Genomic DNA, 13062 nt, shown 5'->3' on the forward strand with positions numbered 1-13062 from the left:
GCTGTTACCGACAACTGCCGCGAAGTCTAATGTATAATTAAAAATTATGGGGTAAGGTTAGGGAAACCAGCAAACAAATCGTAATCGTAAACTATTGCTTCTAAAAAGGACAAGACAAACGTCCTTCTCGCAGCTGTACTACTGGCTGATTGGAGATTCTGACTAAGTTTTCATCATGAGTTGTGACAATAACTGTAGTGCCTAGGTGATTGAGTTTCCTGAGAATGTTTAATACCTGCCAAGAATTGTCGGGATCGAGGTTACCTGTTGGTTCATCAGCTAATATCAAGGGCGGTGTACTAACAATGGCACGAGCCAGGCTTACCCGTTGTTGTTCTCCTCCTGAAAGTTGCTCTGGAAAACAGTTGGCTTTGTGTTGCAAACCGACTAATTTAAGGGTTGGTGTTAGGCGTCGCTTAATTTCTTTGCGAGTGAAACTCTGTGCCCACAGAACAAAAGCGATATTCTCTGACACAGTTCGCTTGGGAATTAGTTTGTAGTCCTGAAAAACAATCCCCAGGCGACGGCGTAGGAATGACAAGCGATCGCCTCGTAATTGCCCAACATTGAATTGATCGACAAATACTTTCCCTTGGGTGGGGCGCTGTTCACCATAGAGTAACTTTAGCAATGTGGATTTACCAGCACCAGAAGGCCCTGTGATAAATAAAAAGTCTCCTGACTTGACTTCTAGATTGACGTTAAACAAACCTCGGTTGTTGGGATAGGTTGTTGTTACTCCTTGTAATTTGATTATCGCTTTCTGGGTCATTAGGGATTAGGGAAAGATAGGGAAGTGTGGGAGGTGTGGGAGGTGTGGGGAGATGGGGAGATCCGGAGATGGGGAGATCGGGAGTCAGATGAACAACTGGCCTTCCACGGGGCTAATAAGCTGCGGACGCAAGCTTGAGCACACAGCCGATCCCCATTAGCGATCGCATAAAAACAATACGAAACAATACTAATGGTGCGAACTAATCCTTTGAGGTCTATTGATCAGGGATAGGGATTAGGTTATGCCAACCTTTGACCTAAGGCTTTGAGAGCAAACTGAGGGAAAACCATTATTCTTTGAGCTAAGGCTTTGAGAGCAAACTGAGGCAGAACCATCATTCGCCGCCAACGGTGGGGTTCTTGATACAACCGATATAACCATTCAAGATTATTGTTCCGGAACCAGGCTGGCGCACGGGTTTTAGCCCCTGACCAGATATCAAAGCTACCACCAACACCAATCCAAGTGGATTGGGGACACAGGTGGCGATTCTGGGCAATCCAAAATTCTTGACGTGGTACACCTAAGCCGACTAATATGATTTTGGGCTGCTGTTGTTTTAAGGTCAGCTTTAATTCTTCCTCTGCTTCTGCACTGAGGTAGCCATGACTAATTCCTGCGATCGCTAATTTTGGAACTCTCTTCTGCCAAACCCTAGCTGTTTTTTGGACTACATCAGGGGCTGCCCCATAGAAGAACACTGGGCAAGATTCTCCGTATTGTCCAGCCTTGACCAGTAAAGACTGAGCTAGTTCAATTCCTGGACAGCGCTGCTTTTTTTTTCCGTGGAGTCGTAAGTAAAATATAATACCTGCCCCATCAGGAATCACTAGTTCTGCCTGCTTGATAACGGCAGCTAGCTCAGGGTTGCGCTCTCCCTGGATTGCCATTTCAGCATTTAGAGTTACCACATGACTACCTAGACCTTTGGTGAGACGATCATCTAAGTAATGACTATAGTTGTCTAAAAGGTGAACGGGTAACCCCAAGACAGGAAATTGTTCAGCTGTTTCAAACATTGGCTTTTGCATACCCTCACATCACCCATGTATTTTATTCTACGTAAGACCAGTTAAACCCTTCGGCTCTTCCGAACTTGTTATGGTAATTGGAATTTAACTGATGCTGAAATCATTACTGGGCATTGCTTTGAGAGTTAAAAAACTTTTGATCAAGTCAAATTTTTTTTCCCAGTCAGGGCATAACAGATTTGGGCGGTTATTTAGGATGATCTCTTATGGCAGAGCCAAAACTTCTTTAATTAACTCCTTAGGATTTCGTACTGATCAGGAAAACTTGGGAATTGGGTTGGGAATTGGGTATGTGATTGGGTCCTAATTGAGAATTGGGATTTGATGGTGCTGTTGAACTCAATTAGGAATTATTCCCCCATCCTTGCTGAACTTAGGTGGCGGAAGTTTGATTAAAAATTCAAAACACTATTAGGAGTTGTTCGCGTAGCGTGGCCGTAGGCCAACGGTTGACCTTTCACCGCATAACACAGTCAACCGTCAACCGTCAACCATAAACTGTTTATCAGCTCTTGGCAAAAACACTAGCAGCAGCAGCAATACCTGCTCCTGGTGTCATGGATTGGTGTCCCAATTCCTGAAGGGTGGCTTCGAGAGCACCAATGACAGTAAGAATATCTTGCTCACTGACAAAACCTAAGTGACCAATGCGGAATATTTTTCCTTTATAGTTGTCTTGTCCCCCAGCTAGAGCAATGTTATAGCGTTTTTTCATCACAGAACGGATTTGTTCGGACTCTACTGATGTGGGAATGACTGCAGTTGCGGCTGGGCTAGCATACTGATCAGAACCAAACAAAGGTAATGATAGGGCTTTGACGGCGGCACGAGTTGCTTCCATCAGACGCTGGTGACGGGAAAATATTGATTCTAACCCTTCTCTTTTCATCATGCCCAGTGCAGTTTGTAGGGCAATGACTAGGTTAACTGGCGGGGTAAAGGGATTGCTGTTTTTAGCAGTAGATTTCTTGTAAGTCCCCAAATCTAGGTAAAACTTGGGCAGGGTAGCCGTTTTGTAGGCTTCCCAAGCTTTAGGACTAACACTGACAAATCCTAGTCCTGGGGGAATCATGTATCCCTTCTGGGAACCAGAGCCTACTACATCGAGACCCCACTCATCAATGGGTACATTGACTGCTCCAAGACTGGTAACTGCGTCAACAATAATTAGGGCTTCCCCGTGGTCTTTGACGTAACGATTTATGGTTTCTAAGTCGTTGAGAACGCCAGTAGAGGTTTCAGAGTGGGTGACGATTACGGCTTTGATTTGCTTTTCGGTATCAGCTTCTAGCTTTTCGCGAAACTGCTCCGGATCTAAGGGCTTACCCCACTCGGCGGTAATGGTGTCCACTTCCAGACCAAAAGCAGTACTGATTTTTCCCCAACGATCGCCAAATTTACCATTAGAACCAACTAAAACGCGATCGCCTGCACTGAGGAAGTTAATAATGCCAGCTTCCATGACTCCGGTACCGCTAGCGGTTACAGTCAAGACATCATTTTTGGTCTGGTGTAGCCATTTGAGGTTTTCATTGACCTCTGCCATGATTTCGCTAAATTCGGGACTACGGTGTCCGATCGGGTGTTTGGCCATGGCCAGTAATACTTGTTCTGGTACTGGCGTCGGGCCAGGAATCATTAGTTTGAGCTTGTCTTCCATCTGTAGTTAGTCTTGGTATCTAGGGTTGTTGTGATCTGATGATTGGTTAGTTACTCTGAAGTGACCGATTAAGTCTTGGATCTTACCGGACAAAACCGGAAATTCAAGGTTAATTTAGGGGTTAATTTGGCGTTTCACCACCGGAGCATGGGAGCGGTTATCCCCACCCATGCTTACACGACCAACCCAGCCGCGCTAGATTTAAACTTGCCTTCAAGTCTTTGTATATTGACACCCTGCAGTTAGGACACTCTTTAGTTCGGAGCCATAGCGAGCATGTGTTATTGATGCCGACAGTGGGAGTAACGCTCCTCAGGAGTAGGTAACAATCTCAAAATATATTGGCTCAAATGAGATACTCTGACTAAATTTCTTAGTTTTTTTTTATGAAGTTGACAATTTGTTGACTATTTAATGGGGGAGTCTTCCTGCTGAATCCGGTAAACCATTTGTTGAATCATGGGCATCCAACTTGACGCTGTTGAGAGACCAGCGATACTCCATGGGCAAGTTGGCTCGCTGACAGCTTTGTTCTAATTGCTTCTGTTGAGCTCGGGCTTTACGCAGAGTACTGATCAATTCATGAACCTGCTCTCGCAATTGGGGGTTTTGACTGGTAGCAAATGCTGTTTGGCGCTCTAGCAGTTGGAGCAGCAGTTCGTAGTGAATATAAGATGGAAGGGGAATTGGATCCATGAAATTTGCTGTACCTCGGTGAGTCTGAGTCTGCCATCACAATTGACTATTTTTTTGGGCTATGGGTCACTGATGGCTAAACAAGCTGGCAATAGCAACTGCTGGGTCTGGCTGTTTTACCAATGACTCACCAATCAGGACGGCTGTGGCTCCGGCAGATGCTACCTGATCAAGGTGAGCGTTGGTATGAAGCCCTGATTCACTGACTACCAGAATGCCACGTTCGAGTAGTTGGTTACCCCTTGCTGCTAGTATTTGACAGGTTGTTTGTAAATCGACGGAAAAATCTTCCAAGTTACGATTGTTTATACCTACTAGGGTAACGCCATCGAGAGATAATACTCGATCTAATTCAGATTGGGTATGGACTTCGATCAAGGGGGTGATCGACAGAGTCTTAGCAATTTTGATAAAGTATTGCAGGTCTTGATCGGAAAGGATGGCTGCAATCAATAAAACTGCATCTGCTCCGTGACTACGAGCCATGTACATTTGGTAGGGATAGATGATGAACTCCTTACACAGCAAAGGCATGTCTACAGCAGCACGAACTTTTGCCAGGTTTTCCCAACTACCCTGAAAGAATTTTTGATCGGTCAGCACTGAGATCGCACTAGCACCACCTTGGCAGTATGACTGAGCAATGGCTACTGGGTCAAAATCTTCTCGAATAACCCCCTTGCTAGGAGATGCTTTTTTGATTTCTGCAATCAGGGCAGGGCTAGTCTTTCCTGATTTTAGGGCTGCTAGAAAGTCTCGGGGGGGTGGTGCTGTTTGTACTCCCTTGCGCAACTCCACTAGGGGCAGACTTTCCCGCATCTGGTCAATTTCTTTCTCTTTGTGCCAGACAATTTCTTCGAGAATATGGTGGGGTTTATCGTCTGGTAATGCAACTTGATAGTGCAGGGTTTGGATTTTAACTGCTGGATTAGGTGGGCGTCGGCGAATTTGCATCAGTAGTTTTATATAGTCCGTGTTTGGCGTCAGTCCCTCAGTGCGTCAGTCTCTCAGTGCGTCAGTCCCTCAGTGCGTCAGTCCCTCAGTGCGTCAGTTTCATAATCCTTTGTTAATTAGCAATTAACAAAGGATTATGACTAATGAGTTACAGCTCGTTTGTAAGCTTCGTCGAGTACTTCTGAGAGAGTGGGGTGAGCATGGACTAGGTAGGCGAGGGAGTTGACGGATTGTCTGTTTGCGATCGCATTTGAGGCTTCGTGAATTAAGTCGGAGGCGTGGATACCTAGGATGTGGACTCCTAGCACTTCCCCGGTATCTTTACGGTAGATCACTTTCGCTACCCCATCTGCTTCTCCTTCTGCGATCGCTTTAGAATTCCCCTTAAAGTAAGATCTTACAACGGATACTTCAAAGCCTTCTTCGGAGGCCAATTGTTTGGCTTGTGGTTCGCTCAGGCCGACGTAGCTGATTTCTGGATGGGTAAAGGCGGCTGCGGGTATGCTGCGATAGTCTACGGTGCGCTGACGTCCACAGATATTCTCTACTGCGACAATACCTTGAGCGGATGCGGCATGGGCTAACATCATTTTCCCAGTGGCATCACCAATTGCCCAAAGATGGGGCACGGGTTCCCCTGCTGAAAGTACTGCCATGGTGTCATCTACGGGAATAAAACCGCGCCGGTTTGTTTCCACACCTACGGCATCTAGTCCTAGGTCTTTGGTGGCGGGAATCCGACCTGTAGCGACCAGACAAGCATCGACTTCGAGCACATCGACTACTTCCTTAGTTTTGGCATCTGCTAGTTCAATTACCACAGGGGAACCGGGAGTTACTTTCATCGCTAGCACCCCAGTGTGGGTTTCAATGTCCCGAGGTTTGATCAGTATTCGTGTGGCTAGTTTGGCAATATCAGGGTCAAAGGTTGGCATCAGGTTGTCTAGGGCTTCGATCATGGTGATTTCACATCCTAGTGCTGTGTAGACATCGGCAAACTCTAGACCAATGTAACCACTGCCCACGATTGCTACCCAATCTGGCAGCCATTCTAGTTTTATGGCATCATCACTGGTAAATACGGTTTTGCCATCAATCTCAATTCCTGGGGGTACAAAGGGAATTGAACCAGCGGATATCATAATGTCTTTAGCTGTGATCGTTTTTTCACCATTGTCTGTAACAACGGTTACTTTTTGATTACTAGCAACTTTACCCCAGCCTTTGATAATATCCACACCCAAGCGTTTTAGGCTGTTGGTCAGGTCACCACGAATTTTACTGACTAGATTGCTGGCATGATTTGCGATCGCATTTCGGTCAAACTCAACCCCAGCTACTTTAATCCCAAGGGCATTGAGATGATGAGCGTCCTGTAGCTCTCGCACTCTACCTGATGCGGCTAATAGAGCTTTAGAAGGGATGCAGCCCCGGTTGACACAAGTTCCGCCCATGTCAGCGGCTTCAATAATAGCGGTTTTCAGACCACAGCTAACTGCGTGTAAGGCAGCACCATGACCCCCCACACCAGCACCGATAATCACTAAATCGTAATCAAAGTCTTGACTCACATCTATCTCCTGAGTTAGATTGGCTATGCTTCGTCCTTATTATTTTCAACTTGAGCAATCCACGATTGCAAGTGCCCAAGTATTAAGATTGGGAGGATGAAGTATGAAGTATCAAGGATCCCAAAGGGAATAGGGAACAGCGGATCTGGGAACAGCGGATCTGGGAACACGGAACACGGAACACGGAACACGGAACAGGGAACACGGAAAAACTCCTGTGTACCTCATTAGGCTAGAAACCGCTATAGAAAAAATTTTAGCTAGCCCCAATCCCTTAATTGTTATTAGTTACAGGTCATAACTATAGATTTTTTTCAACTTACTTAAGTTAGATGGGGTGCATGTCACTTATGCAGAGCATTTGTACTCAAGCTATCGCCCCTTCATCGCTCTTTTTTTATTGAACCATAAAACCCCGAATCTGTTTCCCCTCTTGCCTCTTGCCTCTTGCCTCTTGCCTCTTGCCTCTTGCCTCTTGCCTCTTACCATTGAAATACTGAGCATATATTGAACCATCACCTGTCAAAAATAATATTTTTTTATAACTATAAAATTTCCTTAAATAATTCAAGATTTTGGCTAGCATACCTGCTAGATTCTGGAGGGTTACAAATCCTTTAAAAGATTGAGGTTTTAAGTAATGTTTAAGCGATTTTTTCAGTTGATTGGACTATTGGCTGCAGTAGTCTTGCTGAGCACAACACTAGGGGTTTATCCTGCCCAAGCCCAAGTTATTGATGGCCCTGTAGGACGGACAACCACTGAATTTTATAATTTCCCTGAGGCCAGAACATTAGGTCCAATTACTGAAATAACCGTTCATCATGGCTTTATTATTGATGGCTTTAAGGTAAGTTATGCCAATGGAAAATCATTTCAGAATGGGGGTACTGGTGGCGGAGAGACCACCATTTCTTTTAGTGCAGATGATCCATTAGTAGAAGTAGATGGTTACGTTGCTGACTATTCATATGCTGGCAACAAACCCTTAATTGCCCAATTAACATTTAAGACTCTTAAGGGCAAGAGCTATGGTCCGTTTGGTACTATGCAAGCAACATCAAACCGAAAGCCATTCACCTTGAAAGCTGCCCAACCCACCATTCAATCATTCTTCGGCAGCGCTAGTGGCTATCTCACCTCTTTGGGAGTCTATATCGACACCGGGTGTGAATAAACTGGGGATAGTTATCATCCGTATTCCCATCTTGTTGGGTAACCGGGGATAGTTCTTAATAAACCCTACTTTATTGTTCTTGTTGATAAGGCAATTTATAAAAATAGTGTTTTTGGAATTCCAAGAACACTATTTTTTATAAAAATCATAAAATTAGATGTAGATGCCTTTAAAGTAAGGTGGTTTAACTAAGCTGGTTGAGTTTTGTCAGTCAACCAGCCTACCTCAGACTTTATACTTTATATCATGTCCGGATAATTAGTGATAAAAACTATCTCCGATTAAACCTTATTCCTTTACTTCTGCCTTCTGCCTTCTGCCCTCTGCCTTCGATTTACCAAAGTGTAAGTATTCAAACAGACATGATATCAGACTTTAAAAAAACGTTGCCGTTTAGCTTCGTACAACATCAAGGCAGCAGCAATGGCTACATTTAAGGATTCTACTCCTGGCATCAGGGGAATATTCACTTGCTGATCTGCTGTTTTTACCAAGTCTTCCCTAAGTCCAGCTGCTTCATTGCCCAGGAGTATTAAGCTAGGACAGCGCCAATCTATGTCCCAGTAACTGACCTTAGCATCTGGTACTGTGGCCACTACTTGTATCCCTTGAGCTTGAGCTTGAGCTACGAGGGTGGGCAAATGGGGGGTAACTGCCATGGGCAGACGGAACCACTGACCGACTGAGGCTCGCAATACTTTAGGATTATCTAGCTCTACACTATCGGAACTCAGCCACAATCCTTCTGCACCAGCGGCTACCGCAGTTCTAATGATTGTTCCAAGATTTCCTGGGTCTTGTATGGTTTCTAGAGCCAGCCCTAGGGAGAGGGAATTGAGGGGTTTCGGGGAAAGGGGAAGACGGGTTGCTGTGGCTACTACTCCATCTGGCTCAACTGTAGTAGCGATCGCTTTTAGTACAGACTGACTTACCACTTCCACTCTTTGAGACCGAACGGAAGCATCTTGGGATAGTTGTGGATGAGCTTCAAGCCATTCTGATGTATAGCAGAGGGTGACTAGGGGATAATCTACGGCACAGGCTTCTGCCAACAGGTGGGTTCCCTCCAACAGAAATAGGTCTTGCTGCCGACGTCCTTTGACTCTGTGCAGCTTCCGAATTTCCTTGACTAGGGGATTCTTGGTGCTTGTGAGCATACCAGTTTGGTTAATTATGCGGAACCCGGGACTTGAACCCGGAAGTCCTTGCGAACACTAGAACCTGAATCTAGCGCGTCTACCAATTCCGCCAGTTCCGCGTTTGTTGGCGCTATAGCAATCGTTGGTGATTCCGAGAGTGGTCAGTCCTGAGTCATAACTGTCACGGTTTAGGATTCAACTTAGGGTTGCTATGGGGGTTGCTCTATTAGCTCACCGGTTTTTTAGTATACAGCATTTACTGCTATTGTGGACAAGTTTGTTGTCGATAGCCGCAACGCCTGAAAATTTACCGGTTTACATTGCCAACTTCTGAGTATAGTGGAAAACCTGACATTTGATCAAGATACGTGGAAAACTAGACATTTAAAAACTTTCAGGTAAAATCAAAACCAAATTTAACATTTCGCCAGAAATTATAATGATTTTGGAGGATAGACCCATTAATCACTCTCAAAGCCCGATAAATCCCCCATCTCTGTCCCAGGAAAACGAATCGGTTCTCAAGATTTGGGGTAGAGCGTCTCTCCACGGACAGGTAAAAATTAGTGGAGCTAAAAATTCTGCCTTGGCAATTATGGCAGGGGCTTTACTGTGTTCTCAAGATTGCCGACTGCGTAATGTGCCCTCCCTAGTAGATATCGAGCGTATGAGCCAGATTCTTGCTGCTGTGGGAGTGAAGCTCAAACGCAGTGGTGACATCTTAGACCTAGATGTCAGCCATATCGGACAATCAAAAGCTCCCTATGAGTTGGTGAGCCAGCTGCGAGCTAGCTTTTTTATCCTCGGTCCGATCCTAGCGCGATTGGGAGTGGCACGGATACCACTGCCTGGTGGCTGTGCTATTGGTGCTAGACCAGTAGACCTCCATGTCAGGGGTCTACAAGCTATGGGCGCTCAGGTTCATATTGAGCATGGCATTGTCAATGCTTATGTGAAAGGAACAGGTAACAACAAGCTAAAGGGGGCGAAAATCTACCTGGATTACCCCAGTGTGGGGGCAACGGAAACTCTGCTGATGGCAGCGACTCTGGCAGAAGGGGAAACCACCCTTGAAAATGCAGCTCAAGAGCCAGAAGTGGAGGATTTGGCGAATTTCTGCCGAGCGATGGGAGCTCAAATTAGTGGTGCTGGTACTAAAACTATTAGTATCTCTGGGGTTTCTAGTTTACATTCGGTGGATTACCCAATTATTCCTGACCGGATTGAGGCTGGAACTTTCTTGGTAGCTGGGGCAATTACCCACTCTGAACTGAGCCTTTACCCAGTAATACCGGAACATTTAACTGCTGTGATTGCTAAGCTACAGGCAATTGGTAGTGAGGTGATGGTTGAGGCACCCAATCGGTTACGAATTATTCCTAATAAACTAAGGGCAACGGATATTGAAACCTTGCCTTATCCTGGATTTCCTACGGATATGCAAGCCCAGTTTACGGCGTTGCTGGCTCTGAGTGAAGGAAACTGTGTTGTTAGCGAAACGGTTTTTGAAAATCGGCTGCGTCATGTTGCCGAATTGAATCGCATGGGGGCGGATATACGGGTTAAAGGGAATAATGCGATTATCCGAGGTGTGCCAATGTTGTCGGGAGCACCAGTAGTGGGTACGGATTTACGGGCATCTGCTGCACTTGTGGTCGCTGGGTTAGCGGCAGAAGGAATAACTACGATTCAAGGACTCCGTCATTTAGACCGGGGTTATGAAGACTTGGAGGGGAAACTGCGACAACTTGGTGCTAGAGTAGAACGGGTTCCGGCTCAGATAGAGGAAGAGGAACTTCCTCCGACTCCCACTAATGCCATGACTGCAACACCGTAGTAGTTACCGTAGTAGTTATAGTCATTAGTTATTAGTCATTAGTCATTTAGAAATTGTTAATTGTTAATTGTTAATTGTTATCTGTTATCAATTAACAATTAACAATTTTCAGTTTTCAATATGTCTACTAGAGCTTGTTTTACTGTGGAATACTGATATTCCCATCCATAACTAGTGGTTCGTTTGGGTAGCACCTGTTGACCTTCCAAGACTACTATGGCTCCTTCTCCCAAAAGGGCTTCTAGAGCAACACTGGGAACTGGTAACCAGGAGGGACGATTGAGAACATCTCCAATGGCTTTACATAGTTCGGACATCAAGACAGGATTGGGAGCTGTGGCATTGAAAATCCCTTCCATGTCTGGTCGGGTTAGGGCAGCTATGATTAAGTTCACTAAGTCATCTCGGTGAATCCAAGAAAACCATTGGCGACCGGTACCGATTGGCCCTCCAGCAAACATTTGAAAGGGGGGTATCATTTTCGCTAGGGCACCGCCATTGCCCAAAACTATACCAATGCGCAGAATCACTAGTCGCACATCTGCATCTTGGACTTTCTGGGCTTCCCCTTCCCAGGCTTGACAAACCTCTGCCAGAAAGTCCTCTCCAGCAGGACTTGTTTCATCAAAGGTTACTGTTTCACTAGTGCCGTAGTAACCAATGGCAGAAGCGTTTACTAATACCGTGGGTTTAGGGTCAGCAAGGGCGATCGCTTCCACTATTTTTTGGGTCCCTAATTGGCGGCTATTGAGGATGTCTTCCTTACGGGCTGGTGTCCAGCGCTCCTCAGCAATCGGGGCTCCGGCTAAATTGACTACACCATCACAGCCTGCGATCGCATTTTGCCAATCCCCTGATTCGGTGGGAGTGTAGGCAATAGTTTCTATATTGGGAAATTGCGCCGTAGCTTTAGCTGAGTTACGGGTTATAATTAAGGGTTGATGTCCTTCTTCCTGTAGACGCTCCACTAAGCGGCTACCGACAAATCCTGTTGCTCCAGTAATTGCGACTTTCATACTTCATCCTTGATACTCTATATCGTGTCTGATACCATACTCATCGGTTAGGCTAACACGGGGATACGGGGACGGGAAGACGGGGGAAAATGTTTAGGATGGGTAATTATCCTTCAGTTGATGGTTTGGTTTCACCGTAAGCCATGCCGTTGGCTTCAGCGTACCGATTCATGAAGCGCATGAAGCGTTCCCAGTGGTCGTCTTCGTCAATTTCAACTTTACACTCCACTCCTGCTAGCTCATCTCCTTCTGGACCACCGAAGCGAAATTTTATTGAGGAAGGAGTCATAGCAATGACCCCTTCTTCGTCTGTTAAGACCATTGATTGAGAAAATCGGTTTCTATAACTGTTGAATTGTTCAATAGCCTTTAACTTTTCAAAGGTCATCAAGACGATGCGGGCTCCTGACCGTCGGTTTTTTCTGAGGCTGACGTCACTCAGCTGTTCATAAATACCGTCAAAGAATTGGATGGATGGTGTTGAGGAGTTCATTTTAAATATAAAAACATGGTTAAATTTTAGTATATCGCCTGAGGAGGGGTTGACAAAATTATTTTTATAGGTACAAGGTAATCGGGAGTCGGGAGTCGGGAGTCGGGAAGAGAGCTTGTAGGGTGGGCAAAGAAAGTTTGGTTATTTTGAGTCGTTTAGATTAGATTACTTTGCCCACCCTACTTTAATTGGTATTTTTTTTGACTCTTCCTAAGCAATAATTTTGGAGATTATTTCCAGTTACTTGAGGATGTTGAAGTATAAAATCTAGGTATAAAATTTAATTTATAAATAGTTGATAAACAGTATTGGTGATTGTTCATAATATTAAAAACTAGTTTTCTATCTTTACTCTTGCTCTTAAGTCCCTGCTCCGAATTCCCTAAAAACAAACGAAGACTAACCACAAATGAACCGCCGCCGCATTCTCAAAGCTGGACAACCTTACAGCTTTAGCCAATATTTTGACCTTCCCTTTACCCTAGAAGATATTTTGGCTGAATTTGACTGTACCTTTGTGCGATCGCATATCGATCTCCCTCGTCCTCCCCTTCCCGAAGCGATCGCATTTATCCTTGGATTATACTTAAGGAAGTAAACTATGAAGTAAACAAGGTGTTAAAATCTATGGCAAAGAATACTCAAAGTCATTTTGCCCCCTACTTAAAACATAGAGGGAAAACTGTTGAAGAACAAATTATAGCAATTCTCTA

At 45.0% G+C, this 13062-nt stretch carries 12 protein-coding genes and 1 tRNA gene; 3 read left to right on the top strand and 10 right to left on the bottom strand.

Annotated elements, in window-relative coordinates; translation table 11 throughout:
* Positions 1–100: 100 nt before the first annotated feature.
* From ftsE to lpdA, 6 genes are all read right to left on the bottom strand, one after another.
* Positions 101–772: a cell division ATP-binding protein FtsE gene (gene ftsE / locus F6K63_RS01885; RefSeq protein ID WP_009149044.1), complete on the bottom strand. Its 672-nt coding sequence runs from the start codon at positions 770–772 to the stop codon at positions 101–103.
* Between the two features lie 242 nt (positions 773–1014).
* A complete protein-coding gene (locus tag F6K63_RS01890; protein ID WP_044494355.1) occupies positions 1015–1794 on the bottom strand; it encodes a WecB/TagA/CpsF family glycosyltransferase in 780 nt (259 codons plus the stop codon).
* Between the two features lie 517 nt (positions 1795–2311).
* The gene (locus F6K63_RS01895; RefSeq protein WP_287310552.1) at positions 2312–3466 is read right to left on the bottom strand and encodes a pyridoxal-phosphate-dependent aminotransferase family protein; all 1155 of its coding nucleotides are present in this window, start codon (positions 3464–3466) and stop codon (positions 2312–2314) included.
* Between the two features lie 411 nt (positions 3467–3877).
* Positions 3878–4162 (bottom strand): DUF5340 domain-containing protein, encoded by a 285-nt coding sequence (locus tag F6K63_RS01900; protein WP_009149053.1) that lies wholly within the window; start codon positions 4160–4162, stop codon positions 3878–3880.
* Between the two features lie 66 nt (positions 4163–4228).
* The gene (gene trpC / locus F6K63_RS01905) at positions 4229–5116 is read right to left on the bottom strand and encodes an indole-3-glycerol phosphate synthase TrpC (RefSeq protein WP_009149054.1); all 888 of its coding nucleotides are present in this window, start codon (positions 5114–5116) and stop codon (positions 4229–4231) included.
* Positions 5117–5256: 140 nt separating this feature from the next.
* Positions 5257–6687 (bottom strand): dihydrolipoyl dehydrogenase, encoded by a 1431-nt coding sequence (gene lpdA, locus F6K63_RS01910; RefSeq protein ID WP_009149057.1) that lies wholly within the window; start codon positions 6685–6687, stop codon positions 5257–5259.
* 640 nt (positions 6688–7327) lie between these two features.
* Between lpdA and F6K63_RS01915 the strand changes: the two genes are divergently transcribed.
* Positions 7328–7864, top strand: coding sequence for a jacalin-like lectin (locus F6K63_RS01915; protein WP_071105272.1), 537 nt, complete (start codon positions 7328–7330; stop codon positions 7862–7864).
* 368 nt (positions 7865–8232) lie between these two features.
* On the opposite strand, the gene F6K63_RS01920 is transcribed toward F6K63_RS01915, so the two are convergent.
* Both F6K63_RS01920 and F6K63_RS01925 read right to left on the bottom strand, forming a co-directional pair.
* The gene (locus F6K63_RS01920; protein ID WP_287265419.1) at positions 8233–9021 is read right to left on the bottom strand and encodes a TrmH family RNA methyltransferase; all 789 of its coding nucleotides are present in this window, start codon (positions 9019–9021) and stop codon (positions 8233–8235) included.
* Positions 9022–9038: 17 nt separating this feature from the next.
* Positions 9039–9122 (bottom strand) — tRNA-Leu (locus tag F6K63_RS01925).
* Between the two features lie 320 nt (positions 9123–9442).
* On the opposite strand from F6K63_RS01925, the gene murA reads away from it, so the two are divergent.
* A complete protein-coding gene (gene murA, locus F6K63_RS01930) occupies positions 9443–10840 on the top strand; it encodes a UDP-N-acetylglucosamine 1-carboxyvinyltransferase (RefSeq protein WP_008188237.1) in 1398 nt (465 codons plus the stop codon).
* 98 nt (positions 10841–10938) lie between these two features.
* On the opposite strand, the gene thyD is transcribed toward murA, so the two are convergent.
* Both thyD and psb28 read right to left on the bottom strand, forming a co-directional pair.
* Positions 10939–11856, bottom strand: a complete 918-nt coding sequence (gene thyD, locus F6K63_RS01935) for a thylakoid membrane protein ThyD (protein ID WP_008188239.1) — start codon at positions 11854–11856, stop codon at positions 10939–10941.
* A 106-nt stretch (positions 11857–11962) separates the two neighbouring features.
* Positions 11963–12349 (bottom strand): photosystem II reaction center protein Psb28, encoded by a 387-nt coding sequence (psb28, locus tag F6K63_RS01940; protein ID WP_287265417.1) that lies wholly within the window; start codon positions 12347–12349, stop codon positions 11963–11965.
* A 409-nt stretch (positions 12350–12758) separates the two neighbouring features.
* On the opposite strand from psb28, the gene F6K63_RS01945 reads away from it, so the two are divergent.
* Positions 12759–12947: a hypothetical protein gene (locus tag F6K63_RS01945; protein ID WP_044494793.1), complete on the top strand. Its 189-nt coding sequence runs from the start codon at positions 12759–12761 to the stop codon at positions 12945–12947.
* Positions 12948–13062: the final 115 nt, after the last annotated feature.

It is taken from the genome of Moorena sp. SIO1G6 (assembly GCF_010672795.1).
In the GTDB taxonomy this organism is placed as follows: Bacteria; Cyanobacteriota; Cyanobacteriia; order Cyanobacteriales; family Coleofasciculaceae; genus Moorena; species Moorena producens.